Annotated in this window: 12 protein-coding genes; 5 read left to right on the plus strand and 7 right to left on the minus strand. The window is 70.6% G+C overall.

Annotation, left to right across the window (positions count from 1 at the left end; genetic code table 11):
• Nucleotides 1–25: 25 nt before the first annotated feature.
• From ACX9TP_RS12270 to ACX9TP_RS12280, 3 genes are all read right to left on the minus strand, one after another.
• Nucleotides 26–1,069, minus strand: a complete 1,044-nt coding sequence (locus tag ACX9TP_RS12270; RefSeq protein ID WP_482979899.1) for a hypothetical protein — start codon at nucleotides 1,067–1,069, stop codon at nucleotides 26–28.
• Between the two features lie 104 nt (nucleotides 1,070–1,173).
• Nucleotides 1,174–2,151 (minus strand): right-handed parallel beta-helix repeat-containing protein, encoded by a 978-nt coding sequence (locus ACX9TP_RS12275; RefSeq protein WP_482979900.1) that lies wholly within the window; start codon nucleotides 2,149–2,151, stop codon nucleotides 1,174–1,176.
• 173 nt (nucleotides 2,152–2,324) lie between these two features.
• Nucleotides 2,325–4,310: a PAS domain-containing sensor histidine kinase gene (locus ACX9TP_RS12280; protein WP_482979901.1), complete on the minus strand. Its 1,986-nt coding sequence runs from the start codon at nucleotides 4,308–4,310 to the stop codon at nucleotides 2,325–2,327.
• 357 nt (nucleotides 4,311–4,667) lie between these two features.
• On the opposite strand from ACX9TP_RS12280, the gene ACX9TP_RS12285 reads away from it, so the two are divergent.
• The 3 genes from ACX9TP_RS12285 to ACX9TP_RS12295 all read left to right on the plus strand — a co-directional run bounded on the left by ACX9TP_RS12285 (nucleotide 4,668) and on the right by ACX9TP_RS12295 (nucleotide 8,008).
• Nucleotides 4,668–4,790: a hypothetical protein gene (locus ACX9TP_RS12285; protein WP_482979902.1), complete on the plus strand. Its 123-nt coding sequence runs from the start codon at nucleotides 4,668–4,670 to the stop codon at nucleotides 4,788–4,790.
• Between the two features lie 132 nt (nucleotides 4,791–4,922).
• Nucleotides 4,923–5,957, plus strand: coding sequence for a hypothetical protein (locus ACX9TP_RS12290; RefSeq protein ID WP_482979903.1), 1,035 nt, complete (start codon nucleotides 4,923–4,925; stop codon nucleotides 5,955–5,957).
• A 113-nt stretch (nucleotides 5,958–6,070) separates the two neighbouring features.
• On the plus strand, nucleotides 6,071–8,008 hold the full coding sequence (locus tag ACX9TP_RS12295) for an FG-GAP-like repeat-containing protein (RefSeq protein WP_482979904.1): 1,938 nt from the start codon (nucleotides 6,071–6,073) through the stop codon (nucleotides 8,006–8,008).
• A 79-nt stretch (nucleotides 8,009–8,087) separates the two neighbouring features.
• Here the strand turns inward: ACX9TP_RS12295 and ACX9TP_RS12300 are convergent, their stop codons facing one another.
• The 4 genes from ACX9TP_RS12300 to ACX9TP_RS12315 all read right to left on the minus strand — a co-directional run bounded on the left by ACX9TP_RS12300 (nucleotide 8,088) and on the right by ACX9TP_RS12315 (nucleotide 12,397).
• A complete protein-coding gene (locus ACX9TP_RS12300; protein ID WP_482979905.1) occupies nucleotides 8,088–9,317 on the minus strand; it encodes a Kelch repeat-containing protein in 1,230 nt (409 codons plus the stop codon).
• A gap of 15 nt (nucleotides 9,318–9,332) precedes the next feature.
• A complete protein-coding gene (locus tag ACX9TP_RS12305) occupies nucleotides 9,333–10,196 on the minus strand; it encodes a hypothetical protein (RefSeq protein ID WP_482979906.1) in 864 nt (287 codons plus the stop codon).
• A 39-nt stretch (nucleotides 10,197–10,235) separates the two neighbouring features.
• Nucleotides 10,236–11,120 carry a hypothetical protein gene (locus ACX9TP_RS12310; RefSeq protein ID WP_482979907.1) on the minus strand — a complete coding sequence of 295 codons (885 nt, stop codon included), beginning with the start codon at nucleotides 11,118–11,120 and terminating at the stop codon, nucleotides 10,236–10,238.
• A gap of 251 nt (nucleotides 11,121–11,371) precedes the next feature.
• Nucleotides 11,372–12,397 carry a hypothetical protein gene (locus ACX9TP_RS12315; RefSeq protein ID WP_482979908.1) on the minus strand — a complete coding sequence of 342 codons (1,026 nt, stop codon included), beginning with the start codon at nucleotides 12,395–12,397 and terminating at the stop codon, nucleotides 11,372–11,374.
• A 134-nt stretch (nucleotides 12,398–12,531) separates the two neighbouring features.
• Between ACX9TP_RS12315 and ACX9TP_RS12320 the strand changes: the two genes are divergently transcribed.
• The gene (locus tag ACX9TP_RS12320) at nucleotides 12,532–13,371 is read left to right on the plus strand and encodes a tetratricopeptide repeat protein (RefSeq protein WP_482979909.1); all 840 of its coding nucleotides are present in this window, start codon (nucleotides 12,532–12,534) and stop codon (nucleotides 13,369–13,371) included.
• Nucleotides 13,372–13,469: 98 nt separating this feature from the next.
• A complete protein-coding gene (locus ACX9TP_RS12325) occupies nucleotides 13,470–15,338 on the plus strand; it encodes a rhomboid family intramembrane serine protease (protein ID WP_482979910.1) in 1,869 nt (622 codons plus the stop codon).
• Nucleotides 15,339–15,394 lie beyond the last annotated feature (56 nt).

The following is a 15,394-nucleotide window of genomic DNA, read 5'->3' on the forward strand; positions in this document are numbered from 1 at the left end:
CCTTCCTCGGCACTTCAGGACGCGCTCAGTTGTTGGGGTTGTCCACGCCGTTGCTGGTCCAGGTGTAGCGCTGAATCCAGTCGCCGCCGACACCCAGGCCCGTCTCACGCTTGCGGTCCCCGACGAGGGACGGAGGCAGGCCCTTGTCCTGGAAGGTCGCCGGCACGCGGGTGCCCGACTCGAAGTGCGAGTTGTTGACCACCTCGTACGTGAGGTTCGGCTTGCCGGTCTTCTCGTCGATGCCGGTGCACTTCACCTCCGTGCGGTACGAGCCGATGAACCACTCCAGCGAGGTGTACTTCTCCTTGCTGGCCTCGGCGGTGCCCGGGCCCGTGAAGCGATACAGGGCCTTGTCCTTCTGCTCGGCGGTGGCGTCCTTGGGGGGGAACACGTCGCCCGGCTTCGGGTTCGGGTACATCTTGAAGAACTCTTCCGTCACCTGCTGCTGGTGCGGCCGGCCGGCCAGGTCCTCCGTGTACGCGTTGTCGCGGACGGTGACGCGGTCGGTGCCGTCCGCCGTCTTGTCCCACGTGCCCAGGTCCTTCGGCTTCTCCTCGAGGAGCCACGTGCCCCAGAGCTTGGGCCAGTCACCCTGCAGCTTCTGGCCCGTCACCGGGTCCGTGGTGCGGGTGATGCCCTCGAGGTCCACCTTGCCCAGCGTCTTCAGGCTCTCGGTGAGCGAGGAGTTCTTGCCGGTGAGCAGCTCGGACGTCTTGGCCAGCGCGTCCACGCCGCCCTCGGCGGCCTTCACCAGCTGATTCGCCGCGTTGTCCGGCAGGAGCTTCGTGGCGCCGTCGTACGCGAGCCGCAGGCCCGTCTGGAACGTGTCGCGGGCCAGGTCCTTCGGGTCGGTGACCGCCTTCTTCAGCGCGTCCGTCACCGGGTTGTGCTTCACGACCTCGAAGGTGTCCTTCGTGGTGTCGACGACGGTGTTCTTCACGTCCTTCGCAGTGTCGACGACCGTGTTCTTCACGTCCTTCGCCGTGCCGACGACCGCGTCCTTCGCACCGCTCACGGTGCTGGTCACCGTCTTCTTCACGTCGTTGAAGCTGGGGATACGGAAACCCATGTTGGCCCTCGGGGGAGTTCGGGCAGACGCCTACATGGTGGTTATCGGACCCACGGGTCAATTGTTTCCTGGCACGTGAGATGGAGAGCGATTCCCGCCTGATTTCAGGGGGTTGCCGCAGTGGGAGTGTCCCAGGTGTCGAGCTCCACGGCGAGGTCCGGGCCGCCCGCGGAGGCGCAGGCGAGGCCGCCGTCGCCCCGGCAGGCATTGCCCTGGACGTCGAGCGCCCGTGCGCGGACCTCCAGGCTCCTGGCGTTGTCGGTGAGCCACGAGTCGTGCAGCACCAGCGCCAACGGCTTCCAGGCCGGCGCCTCGGCGGGGCCGAAGGCGCCGTTGCTGGAGAAGACGGTGCTGACGAAGGTCGCCCTGGCGCAGGTGCCGTAGCCGAACTCCCCGAGTGGAATCCAGCCCACGACTTCATTTCGGAAGAGCAGGCTCGACCGGAAGGTGACGCTGCCGGAGGGGCACCAGAACACGAGCGCGTTGGCGTGGAAGGTCGAGCGGTCCACCTCGACGGAATGGAAGTTCGCGGCGAAGGCCAGCCGATTCCCGCTGAAGAGCGACGAGCGCACCCGGAACGTGCCGCTGCCCGCGTCCTGCTCGCTTCCCAGCCCCGTGCCGTTGAGGAGCAGGCGGCAGTCCGTGACGGTGAGCGTCGTGGCGCTGCCGCTGCGGTTGTAGATGGCGTTGCCGTTGTCGCTGAAGGTGAGCCGGGACAGGTGCACGTCCCGCCCGGCGTCGACGAGGTATCCCCAGGTGAAGCCCTGGATGGTGCCGTTGCGCACCGTGCTGTCGGCCTCGACCCGGATGCCCTCCGACAGTCCCGTCTCCGGGCCGGAGCGGCGCACGGTGTGCCCTCCCAGGTCGAGGACGATGCCCGCGCGGGCGATACGGAGCGCGGGTCCGTTCGTGCCCGGACACTCGAGGTCGTGGGTGAGTCGGGTGTTGCGGGTGAGGGTGTCGCCGCACCGGACGCGGCGGCTCGCGTCCGACGCTCCACCGCCCGCCCGCGCGGCGGGTGACACCGCCAGAAGCACCGCCAGGCCGAGGGCAACGGCGGCGACATCAGCTGCACGACGCATGTGCCTTCCCCTCGACACGGGCCCTGTCCGTGTCGTGGAGGCTAGGCATGGAGCCTCCTCCGTCTCACCTCGCCGTCGGTGTCAGTCCGATGCCCGAGCGTGGACAGTCCGCAGGTGCACGTGCAGCGCACTCGGCCGCAGGCGCTCGGGTACAACGGCCCGCGGGCCGCGGCCTACTCCACGAGGGGCAGGGAGAAATGGAACGTGGAGCCGCGCTCCACCGCGCTCTCCACCCAGATGCGTCCGCCGTGCCGCATGATGATGTCGCGGCAGATGAAGAGCCCCAGGCCCAGCCCTCCGAAGCCGGAGATGGGTGCGTTGCGCGCGCGGAAGAAGCGCTCGAAGAGGTGCCCCTGCTGGTCCTCGGGGATTCCAATGCCCTCGTCCCGCACGGAGACGTGGGCATGCGCTCCCTCGCGCCGCGCCGTGACGTGGACCGTGCCGCCGGTGGGGCTGTACTTGAAGGCGTTCTCCACCAGGTTGGTCAGCACCTGCTCGAGCCGGCCGCGGTCTCCCTCGATGACGAGGGGCTCCCCGGGCTCCTCGAACTCGAGGGAGTGCAGGGGGCTGACGACGCGGAAGTCCGAGAGGACCTCCCGGATGAACTCCCGCAGGGGGATGGGCTCGCTCGACAGCTCCAGCCTTCCGGCCTGGATGCGAGAGGTGTCCAGCAGGTCATTGACCAGCACCGACAGCCGGGCCACCTGCGAGAGCGCCTTGTCCACGTGGTGTGGGGCCACGGGACGGCCGGCGCCGGCCTGGCCCTTCATCATCTGCAGGTGGAGCTTGAGCGGGGTCAGCGGCGTCTTCAGCTCGTGGGCGGCGATGGACAGGAAGTCGTCCCGGACGCGGATGGCCTCCTGGGCCTCACGCAGCAGGCGCTCGCGGTCGGTCTGGGTGCGGCGCTCCTTCGTCACCTCGACCACCACCGCTCCCACGCCCAGGATGGCACCGCTCTCCGTCCGCACGGGGTAGTAGCTGACCTGCCAGTGTCGCGGCTCGCCCGGCGTGGCGGGCACCTCTCCCGTCATGTCGATGCCGATGGTGGGCGTGCCCGTCTCCAGGACCTTCCGCATGAGCGGCTCGATGAGGGGCGCCATCTGCGGGGTCATCTCACGGATGGTCCTCCCGATTTCCTCCTCCCGGCGCCGGCCATGGAGCGCGGCCAGCGCGTCGTTGATGCGCAGGTAGCGCAAATCCCGCCCGATGAAGCCCAGCCCGATGGGCGCATGGTTGAGGAAGGTGTCGAGCACGGCGAACGACTCTTCCAGCCGCTCGCGTGCGCGGTGCTCGGCGGCGAGCAGCCGCGCCTGCTCCGCCTGGGCGTGGCGCTCGGCCGTCACGTCCCGGTAGCTCCAGATGCGGCCGACGATGGTGTCTCCAACGCGCTGCGGAATCGACTTGCGCTCGAGCACCCGGCCATCCCGCAGCTCGACGATGTCGGAGTCCTCCTCTTGGGAGGGGATGAACCTGCGCTGGATGAGTGCGATGAACTGCTCCGGGTCCTTGACCAGGTGGGCCGCGCTCGCGACTGCCTTCTCGGCGCTCGGCTCCGTCATCATCGCGTCCGTGATGCCCCATATCTCCTGGAACCGCTTGTTGAAGGCGGTGATGTTCCGGGCCAGGTCCACCACGACGACGCCGTCGGTGATGGAGTCGAACGTGGCGTGCAGCAGCGACGTCTTCTGCTCGAGGTGCTCCCGCGCCTTGCGCTCCTCGGCGATTTCCGCCTGGCAGGGGTGCTGCTCCTCCACGGGCTCCGGCCTGGGATGCGCGACGGTCCGGAGGCGGGCGCAGACTCCCACCTGCGTGCCGTCCTCTCCGAAGACGGGCACCACGATGGCGCTCAGGCGCTGCTCCGGCCCGCCGCCTTCACACAGCCCCTCCCTGCCGGTGAGGGCCGCGTCGAGCGCCTGCTCGAGCCAGGGCAGGCTGCCGAGCACTTCTTCCATGCGGTGTCCGACGGGCGCGTCTCCCCGCCAGCCCGCGGCGCCGGCCAGGACCGGGTCCATCCAGACAATCCGCCCGCGGCCGTCCACAACCAGCGTGGCATGGAGGCTCGCCCCCACCTGGAGCAGCAGCTCGTACGGGGCGGCACTGGAGGCGGGAGCGGTCCGCGAGCAAGCGAGGCCCTCCCAATCCGGTGGCTCGGCGCTCATGTCCCCATTCGTCACGGCCACCTCCCTCCGGAGCCATGGGGCGGCCCGCCCGAGAGGAAACATGCGGAGTGCCGGAGCCGTGTGAAAGGGTCTTCGCGCGCGAGGGTTCCAGCCCCTGTCCGCGAGCGGAGCACGGAGCCCGGGCCTGCTGGACGGTCGCAGGCATCCCCGCCCGCCGCCACGGTGGGAGATGCCGCGAAGGGCGTCCAGCCAGCGCCGGGTCCACCGAGCGGAGGAGCCGGGGCTCTTCACGGCTCGTGCAGCGGTGCGAACTCGTGATTCAAGCCGTCGCTGTCACCCAGGCGCATGAGGGCGAACGCCGTCCGAAGTCTCTATTCGGGCGTCCATCCCGGCGCCTTGCAGTCCTGCACCGCGACCTCCCGCAGCGCCACCATCTACCAGACCTTCAATGCCTATCAGCGGCGCGACACCATCTCCCATGCGACGCAGCTGAACTGGGCCTATCTCTACAGCCCTTGATGGATTGCGGATTTCCCGGTGGCCTCCGCCCAGGCCACCGGGCCGGTACGAATCCGTGAGATGGCGGCCGGGGACGGACCCTCATGGAGGGCGAGGCTGAATTCCTCAGCTCGTCCTGTTGCGAAGGCCCCCATGAATCTCAAGGTCGCCGTTCCGGTAGTGGTCTCCCTCGCCCTGTTCGGCTGCGGAGGCGCCGAGGCGGAAGCTCCGGCCGAGCACGATGCGCTGGGCACGGCCTCCCAGGAAGTCGCGGTGAACACCAACCCCGGCTTCCTGATGGTCTACAACGTGAACTACGAGAACCTGCCGACCGCGAGCGACACCTGCGCCGGGGACTGGCAGGACCTCATCTATTACATGAAGACCCAGGCGTACTCGCCGGACGTCCTCATCGTCCACCAGATGAGCGGCGCCGCCCAGGCCGCCGAGCTCGCCCAATTCATGGAGGACAACCTGCCCGGGCTGTATGACTCCATCGTGTCCGAGGCCAATCCGGACGCCATGAACAGCCCCTGCGGCCCGGCGAAGGCCCATCAGACCAACGCCATCATCTATCGCACCGGACGCCTGCAGCCCATCTCGGGGACGAAGGCGACGTGGCAGGTCTACAAGGGCGCCAATGGCTCGTGCGTGATGAACACCCAGGCCCGCTCGATTGGCCTGCGCATGGCCTTCACGGACATCATCGCCAACAAGAAGGTCGTCCTCGGCTCATCGCACTGGCCCACCAATCAAGAGGGCCCGGGCTCCGACCCCGGCTGCGCGGAGAAGAACATCCAGCTGACGGACGCGAAGATGCGCGGCGTCACCGGCGCCAACCTGCTTGTCTGGGGTGTCGACTCCAACGAGAGCGACCACAACGGAAGCTCCTACAAGGACTGGTACAACCAGGCGAACTCCCAGATTGCGAGCACCCTCGAATACAACTGGAACGACCCCATCTACGAGGTCTGCTCCGGGAACCGCGGCTGCCTCGACGACAACTGGACGATTGGCTCGGGCGGCCGCATCGACTTCCTCTTCTTCAGCGCGGCGGCGACCTCGTCGCAGGGGCACACGGTGACGTTCAACGAGGGGGATGACGCCGACATGCTCTTCACCGGGAGCGACCGGGGAGACCTCAACTACTCGGACCACCGCGCCATGAGCGCGCGCATCCACTACTGAGCGGGTCAAGCGCAACGCGCCACCTGGAAGCCATGGTTTCGCGGTGACAGGCATTTCCCATGAGGGGATTCGCCGGGGGCTACCGTTACAGCTCTCACACCCCGGGGACACACATGGGAATGCTGCGAACGTGGATGATGGCGGTCCTGCCGGTGTCACTCTGGGCCTGTTCGAGTGAGCTGGAGCCTCCTCCTCCGGAGGAGGAAGACCCGAAGCCCACGCTCTCCGACACGCCCGTGTGGGCGGTGAACGGAGACCCCGCGCATGCCGGTGGGTGCTTCGGGAGGTCCGTGGCGCTGGGCGACCTCAACGGCGATGGCCGCAAGGACCTCATCGTCACCGCGCCGCCGTGTCAGCCCACCGCGCAGGACCCGGGCCGCATCTCGTTGTTCGCGGGAGAGGACGTCTACTTCTCCAAGCAGCCCATCACCACGGAGGTGTCGTGGCAGAACACCCATCCGCGCACCAACGGCAGCAACCTCTCCGTGAGTCTGGGCAACATCAACGGAGACGCCTTCGCGGATGTGCTCGTCAACGGCAGGTATGGCATCTCCATCTACGCGGGGCAGGAGGACCTGACGCGGGTCTTCTCCGCGCCCATCTTCCGGGTGCCGGGCAATGGCCTGTTCCAGCCCTCGAGGTTCGTGGACCTGGATGGTGACGGGCTGCATGAGCTCGTGGGCGCGGACCTCAGCACGGGGCAGCTCTGGGTCTACCGCCGCTCTCCAGAGGGAGCATTCTCCATCGTGCGGACGCTCCCGGGCGCCTCCAGCCGCCTGGTGGGCGACACCAACCTGGATGGCGCCGAGGACCTGCTGGTATCGGATGGGGAGGGCTCCTTCCTCCTCTATCTCGGCTGCAAGCCGGGCAGCGCGCTCGTCTGTGAAGGCCCGCTCACCGTGGAGCCGGTGGGCTCCCTCCAGGCCGAGGGCCTGTATGCCCTTCCGGACCTGAGCGGCGATGGCCGTCCGGACCTGTTCCTGAGCGGCCTGGACGGCGCGTTCCAGCTGCACCTGTCCCGTCCGGAAGGGGGCTTCGCGTCCACGCCGGTGTGGCAGTTGGTGGACGACCCCGCCTTCATCGGCATTGGCTACCCCATCCTCGCGGCGGGGGACATGAACGGGGATGGCCAGTCCCGCGACTTCGTGATGGGGGCCGACGGGCGCTTCTACCTCTTCGCTCCGTCGGAGGACGTCTCCGGCCCCCTGAAGCCGGTGTGGGCCTGGCCCCGGGAGGACCGCCACCTGCCGGCCAGCTTCGCCACCTTCTACGGACTGTCGCCCGCGGCTGCGGCGGACCTGGATGGAGATGGGTACAACGACCTGGTGGCGGGGGGCCTCCCTTCGGCGATGGCGGGTGCAACGGGGCGGGTGTGGGTTCTCGGCGGTGGCCGCGTGCCGGCCTCACCGGAGGCCCCGCCCCACCTGCCCGAGGCGAAGGCGTGCGGCCTGGCGGTGGACCCGGTGAACGGGAAGGCGGACCTCACGGTGGACGCGGACGCGCTCGCGCGGACGCTGTTCGTGGAGCGGCGCACCTTCGCGGCGGATGCCTGCGAGGTGCTCGAGGGGTGCGTGCCCGCCGGCGGCGAGCGGCGCCTGCTGCGCTTCAGCACGTCCATCGTCAACCGGGGCACGGCGCCGGCCACCGTCCCGTCGCCGGAGGAGCGCCCGGAGCTGTTCGTCTATGACGAGTGCCACCTGCATGACCACCTCGTCGGCTTCGCTGGCTACACGCTGCGCGACGCGCGGGGGGACGCCACCGCGGTGGGCCGCAAGCAGGGCTTCTATCTCGCTGACAGCGTGCGCTACTGCACCGACGCACCGCCCTACGCTGACTACTACCCGCGGACGGGAATCTCCCCGGGCTGGTCGGATGTCTACACCGCGGCGACGCCGTGCCAGTGGCTGGACATCACCGACATGGCGGATGGCGAGTACTCGCTCCAGGTGGGCGTGGACGAGCAGGATGTCATCGAGGAGGAGGACGTCCTCCCCAACCAGGTGATGCTCAAGGTCCGCCTGAGCGGTGACTCGGTGACGGTGCTGCCGTAGGTGCCGGAGCGTGGGCCCGGCCGGGCGCGTGTGTCGTCCCGGCCGGTGGTGTCTGGCGCAGGGGGGCCCGTGCGCCCGCTCAGGGGCTGGGAGAGAACAGGGCGCCATCCAGCAGGGTGGACTCGCTTCCACGGCCGACGCCTCCCCAGATGAACATCCGCGACCCCAGCCAGGCGGCGGTGTGACTCGAGCGGGCCGCGGGGGCGCTCCGGCGGCTCAGCGGCGTCCAGGTGTCGGTGGCGGGATTGTAGGCCGCGCCATCCTGACAGGCGCCGGACGAGTCATCCGCGCACTGCTCCGCCGCGCCGCCCCAGATGAGCAGCGCCTCGCCCGTCCAGACGGCCGAGTGCCCGGCGCGTGGAGTCGGCGCATCCTCCTTCGGCAGCGGGGCCCATGAATCCGTCTCGGGGTCATAGCGGGCGCCGTCGCCACACAGCCTCGGCTCTCCCGCTGCGTCGCGCGAGCAGCCCAGCCCGCCCCAGACGATGAGCTCGCGGCCCGTCCACACCGCCGTATGCGCCCACCGCGCCGCGGGCGCGCCCGTCTTCCCGAGCGGGCGCCACGTGTCCGAGTCCGGCGACCAGGCCGCGCCATCTCCCAGCGCCACGTCCTGTCTGGCATCGCCGCTGCCACCCCACACGAGCAGCTCGCGCCCGCTCCACACCACCGAGTGATAGCGGCGGGGCGACGGCGCACCCGCCGCGGCCATGGGGGCCCAGGCATTGGCCTCCGGCGAATACAGGGCACCATCGCCCAGGACCCGGTTGCCCGCGGGCTCCTCGCCACCCCACACCACCATCCGCGAGCCCGTCCACGCCGCGCCGTGCCAGCCCCGGGCAGAGGGCGCGCCCGCGGACGCCAGCGGAGTCCACGTGTCGGTGGCGGGCGCGTAGGCCGCGCCGTCACCACAGGGCGTGAGGAGGCTCGCGCCGCAGCCCACGCCGCCCCAGACGAGCATGCGCTGGCCCGTCCACACCGCCGAGTGCAGGTAGCGCGCGGCGGGAGCCTGGACGCCCGACAGAGGAGTCCAGGCATTGGCGGTGGTGCTGAAGCGCGCCCCGGTGCCGCACAGCCCCTGGCTGGTACAGAAGCCCAGCCCGCCCCAGACGAAGACGTCGTCTCCACCGGCGACCAGGGTGTGGTGCAGCCCCGCGGCGGGGCTGTCCGTGAGCGTGACGGGGGCCCACGCGCCGAGCCCCTCGGAATCCTCCGGGAGGCCCTCATCCGCGCAGCAGGCCAGCAGGCCGAAGAGGCACGCCGGCACGAGGCGCACCTGAAAGAAGGAGCGATTGCGTTTCAGGTGCGCCATGGGTGGACCCCTCCGCTACCAGGGACGCGGGCTACCGCAGGTGTAGCCCGGGCCGTTGATGAAGCGTGTCACGGCGCGCGTGTTCGCATCCGCCGCCGCCGTCTGCCGCACGGTGGCGGGAACCCACCACTGCGGCTGGTCCGCCACGTCGCACAGGAACTCTACCTGCACCTGGTTGGGCGAGTGGAAGCGGCTGGCCGTGCCGTTGTTCTCCCACATCGCGCCGAACGCATAGGCGCCGATGCCGTGGAAGTAGAAGTAGTCGCAGCCGTTGATGGTGCAGCCGCCCTGCGGCCCCGGACGGTGGCCGCCCTGGTCGCCGTTGTTGATGCCGTACTTGTCGAAGTACGCGTGCCAGCCCTCGTGCATGAAGTCACCGCCGCGCGAGCCGGGGTTCGCGTTGGGGTGGGTGCGGTTGTAGAGCGGGCAGGCCGTGTCCACGCGGTCCGTGTCCCACGGCCAGAAGCGCGGGGTGAAGCGGCCGAAGATGCCGCTGTCGTCGGTGACGCCGTGGTACAGGCTGTCGTGGAAGTTGCTGCTGGCCGCCTCCGCCGTCGCCCGGTAGTCCACGGTGCCGTGGAAGGACTGGGAGCCGTTGTCCGCCAGCCCGTACGTCACCAGGTACGCGGCGTTCCAGTGCTTGGGGAACTCGAGCGCCACGTTGCAGGCGTCGTTCCAGCCGCGGTTGCTCCAGTCTCCGGAGCGCAAGTCGTAGGCCTGGTACTGCCAGATGTAGAAGTCCTGCCAGCAGCCATGCATGTTCCAGAGGTCCCGGTCCGCCTGGCTGGCGCCGGACTGGTCACACACGGCCAGCGCCTCGGGGGCCGCGCCCAGCGTGCAGAGGGTGGATACGAGGGCAATGCCTTGCTTGAAGTTCATGACGGTAATCCTTTCGTCGTCCCTGGGAGACCGAGGGGCCTAGTGGGCGGGAGGCGGCTCGTTGAACCGGTTCGGGTTCTGCTCCGCCGGGCGGGGCCGGGGGAGCTTCTCGGGGGCGGGCGGAAGGAGCTCGGGGTGGGCCTCCAGGTACGCGGCCAGCTTGCGGTTGAAGGACTCCGCGCTCTCGCCGCTGACCCGGCGCACGCGCTCGAGGAGGAGCTGTTCGTCCTTGCGCACGTGCGGCGCCAGCGCGCGGCGGGCCTCGTCCGTGTCGCCGTGGTTCCACAGGTAGGCGCTGATGGCCTCGGCCCGGACGATTTTCGACGGGTGCCGGCCCGCCACGCGCATCACCTCCGCATCCGCGTCACGCGTGCGCCGGTACGCCAGCCCGGCCACGGCCTTGGCCTGGAGCTGCGCCAGGGCCGTCGCCTCGAGGAGGTCCCCCTCGACGACGGTGCCCGTGGTGGGCAGCGGCTGCTGGATGAGCTCTCTGAGGAACTTCTCGCCCTCCGCGCTGCGCATCTCGCCCAGGATGGCGAGCGAGACGAGCGCGCGGCTGTGGTCCGACTCCTTCGCGGTGCGCGCCTCGTCGATGACGGCGCGGACGATGTCCGGGTTGCTCGCGGCCGCGGCGATTTCCCGGCGCGCCGTCTCACGCTCGTCCGCGACGGACATGCCGGCCCAGTCGATGAAGGCCCGCGTGTTCTGCCTCGCCAGCGCGCCGCTGCCCACCAGCGCGGGCGGACGGTGCAGCTCCCGCGCGCGGAAGGCCGCGCCCGGTGCGCCCGCGGGTGGCTGCCGCGCCGTGGGTGGTTCAGAGGCATTGCCGGACGGGCCGGCCGCGAACGCGGGCACGGAGCCCACCATCCCCAGGAGCGCGACGAGCGCTCCCAGGCGTGGAGTACGCCTGTTGCTTCCCTTCATGTCTTTCCCCCTCATCGAGGCCTGGCCGCGCGCTTCGGGCGCGAGCGAGGCACTGGCCAACGCCCAGCGTGGACGGTGGGCCGGCTGCTCGTGGAGGAGGATGGTGGACGGGATGAACGCGCGCTCTCCGCCGGGCAAGCAGCGGGCAGGCGGACTCTACTCATCCACGTCCAGGGTGTTTCCGTGTGCGCGACAACTGCTTGTGAAAAGGCGCCTGTCTTTGGAGGACAGGCGCCTCGAGGCCTACGGGCTCACTCGCTCCAGTAGGTGTGCGTCATCACGCTGAAGCCATTCACCGTGTCGACGAAGATGGCGATGTTGTGGCCGCTCCACGGGTCATCCGCGTAGCTGAGGTAGCAGCCCTTGAAGGTGCGCCCCGCGCTCAGCGCGTCGAGGTTCGCCAGGCCGGCGTCGACGACGCTGCTGGGAATCTGGTTGTTGCGGTTGGCGAGGTTCACCGTGCTCACGACCTCGGCGCGCACCTCGGCGGCGTTGGCCAGGTACGGCCGGACGGTGGCCGCGTACGGGGTGCTGGTCGGCTCGAGCCCGAAGCACTCCAGCTGATAGCCGTAGCGGTGCTGGGGGATGACCGTCTCCCACCAGTCGAAGTGGCGGGCCAGCCTCGCGCCGTAGTCCCACTGCGGCAGCGCGTTCACCGTGTTGATGAGCGCCTCCAGGGGCCGGCTCAGCGTGGCCGCGTTCCGGATGTTGCGCAGGCTCACGTCGCCAATGCCGTACACGTCCGAGATGGCCTGGGTCGAGGTGAAGGGGCGCAGGTTGAGCAGGTTGGCGGCGCCGTTCCACGCATCCGGCAGCACGTCGTGCAGCTCCGAGTCGCTGATGGTGTTCACCAGGGACACGATGGCGGCATCGTCGTCGGCGGAGACAGCGAGCGTGTCCATGATGCCGACACAGCTGGGGCCGATGTAGCTCTGGGCGCGGGCGCCGCCCTCAATCTGCTCGAGGCGGGCCGGACCGACGCCGCTGACCGAGGTGACGTCCGCCAGCGAGGTGAAGGGCGCCAGCGTGCGCCGGGCGACGAGGTTGCTGGCGACGTCGCTCGGCAGGTACGCGTCCAGCGTCTGGTAGGACGCGCCATTCACGAAGCCGAGGATGCCCTGGCACTCCGGGGCGACATCCACGTCCGTGGTGGTGAGCGGCGCCTGCTGGCGCTCGAGGGACGAGGACTCAGAGGGCTCGGAGGCGGGGGCGGATTCAACACCGCCGCAGCCGGCGAACATGCTCGCGGCGAGAAGGGCTGAGCCAAGACGACGCATCAGGGACTCCTGGTTGGGAGACTTCGGGGGAGTTGTCTCAATACACCAGTTTTTCCCGTATCGCCCGGAGCGTTCCACATGCCGTGCCGGCCATGTCACAGCTCCGTGATTTAATGGCCCGCATGGATACGCCTGTGACTCGTCGCGCCTCGCTCCGGGCCGTGCGCTGGTGGTTGGCGCTGGTGCCCTGCGGGCTGTCGGCGTGTGCCACCACCGCCGCTTCGGGCGTGGAGGTGCCCGTCGACTTCGCGTCCCGCTGCGACGCGGGGGACGCGGGCGCGTGCCTGACCTGGGGGAGGCAGCTGCTCGACGAGGGCCGGCGGGAGGAAGCGGCGGCGGCCTACGGGCGGGCCTGCCAGCAGGAGTACACGGACGCCTGTCTGACCGAGGGCCGGCTGCGGATGGAGCAGGGCGACCTGGACGGCGCGGAGCCGCCGCTGTGGAAGACCTACGACGCCAACCTGCAGGAGGGTGCACGGGCCCTGGCGGACCTCCACGCGGCGCGGGGGGACGAGGTGGGCGCGGCACGCCTGCGCGAGGATGCGCTCTCCATCGACAAGTCCGTGGTGGAGCTCGTCCTGGGCTACCGCTTCGCGATGGCGGGTGACAGTGGCGTGGCGATGGACATCAACGTGCAGCCCATGGCGTTTCTCGCGCGGCGTCTCAACGTGGGTGTCAACATGACGGCGTCGACCTCGCGCGCGTCAGGCGTGGAGCTGAACGGGTACGCCGGCTACCAGCACTTCATGACGGACTGGGCGGCGCCCTACGCGCGGGTGCTCACGGGCGTCCAGCTGCGCTCCCGGGGCGCGCGGTTCAACGTCGGTGCGGAGGCGGGGCTGAAGCTCTTCGCCGGACCGATTGGACATCTGGGCGTCGGCATGGGGACTTCCGTCGCGGGCGCCATGTACACGTCGGTGGAGGTGGGCCTCGACTGGGTCCTTGCCCTGATGATTCTCGCCAACCTCCGCTGAAGGACGCGCCCGGCGGTGGGGTGGCCCCGGGCCTCCGTGAAGGGGAGGGCGGGTGGCTTGTGCGCGGCGGTCCGGGTGCTCGAAGCTCCGCGCCCCCCATGCAGACCTCGGAAACAGTGCCGTCCACGCCGGGAGCTCCGCCGCCCCGTGCATCCCGGTTCACCCCGGCGTCCTGGGCCATCGCCCTCGCCAACCTCGCGGTCTTCGCGCTCCAGGCCCATGCGGGCCTGTTCGCCCGAACGGCCACGGCCTCGGGGGAGGACCTGCTGCGCTGGGGCGCCGCGTACGGGCCCGCCATCTTCGTCGACGGCGAGGTGTGGCGGCTGCTCACCAGCGCCTTCGTCCACGTGGCCGTCTGGCACCTGGCCCTGAACCTGGTGGCACTGTGGGAGCTGGGGCCTGTGTGTGAGCGCCGGCTCGGGACGGCGACCTTCATTCCGCTCTATGGAATCGCCGCGGTGGGCGGCGCGCTCGTCGCGGTGGCGGCCTCCCCGGAGGGAGCGGGCGCGGGCGCGTCGGGTGCGCTCTTCGGGCTCACAGGCGTGGAGCTCGCCGCCCTCCTGCGACGGGCGGACCCGCTCTCCGCCGAGGAGCGGCGCAAGCGGCTCTGGCGGCTCGCCAGCTACCTCGTGGGAGGCGGGCTCGTCCTCGCCGCCATCAGCCCCGGCAGCAACGCCGCCCACTTCGGAGGGCTCGTCGTGGGAGGACTGTTCGGGCTCTGGGTGCTGCGGGGAGCGGAGGCGCCGCCGCGTGTCGTGGGCGCCCGGCTCGCGGCGCTCGGCGTGCTGGCGGGGCTCATGGCGCTCGTGGGCGTGGGGGTGTCCGCGAGCGTGCGGGCGGACCCGTGGGTTCGCGCCCAGCGGGCGCGCGCCGCGGCCCACAGCGCACTCCAGGCGGGGCAGCTCGCCCAGGCGCTCGCGTTCGCGAACGAGGGGGTGGCCGTCGGTGTCGACCTCGGGAATGCGTACTGGATGCGGGCCCATGTCCACGGGGCCCTTGGCCAGACGCGCGAGGCGATTGCCGACTACGGGGCCATGCTGTCGGCCGGCGGTGACGCGGCCATCGCGCGAAGCCGGCGCTGCTACCTGCGCAGCTACGAGGAGCTCCCGGCCGAGGTCCTCCCGGAGTGCGAGGCGGCAGCGAGGACTCCGGCGGGACAGGCGGACCCCATGGTCCACATCGGCCTCGCCCGGGTCCTCCTGCAAGTGCAGCGCACCGAGGAGGCGCTCGGAGCCGCGGAGCGCGCGCTGCTGCTGGCTCCGGGCAATTCCGAGGCACTCACCCAGCGAGGCTGGGCCCTGCTCGCGCAGGGGCGACTGGAGCCTTCCGCCGCCGCGTTCACGGAGGCCGCCCGCGGGGCCTCGGGAGCCCATGAGCGCGAGGCGCGCCGGGGGCAGGCGGCGGTGGCGGCCCGGGCGGGAGACTCCCAGCGTGCGCGGGCGCTCCTCGACGGGCTCGTGCGCGACGCGCCGGGAGATGTCGGCGTGCTCATCACCCGCGCCCAATTGCTCTACGGTCTCCAGGAGTACGACTCCTCCATTGCGGACCTCGACCGGGCCGTGGTGCTCGCGCCCGACTGGGCGCCCACCCACAACAACCGCGCCTGGTACCTGCTGGCCGCCGGCCGTGCCGCGGACGCGCTCCTCGCGGCCGACCGCGCCGTCGCCCTGGCACCCGGGCTGACGTACGCGCGCGGCACGCGCTGCTGGGTGCGCGAGGCCCTGGGCGACCGGGTGGGCGCGCTCGAGGACTGCCGCGCGGCGGTGGGCGACCCTGCCGCGCTGACCGCTGACGCGGGCATGCTCGCACTGCTGGAGGGAGCTCCGCTGGCGAAGGTGGAGGCGGCGTGGACCGCGGAGGCCGAGCGCGCCCCGGGGGACCGCCCGCTCTTCGAGCGGACCCTGGCGCGCGTGCGCACGCAGCAGGCGCCAGGGGCGACGAAGCGCCAGGCCGCGACGCGGCCTTGATTCCCGCCTCCGGGCGACTGTCGCTGAGCGGAGGCGCCGTTCCCTGACCGGGAGCT

Source organism: Pyxidicoccus sp. M15 (assembly GCF_056858435.1).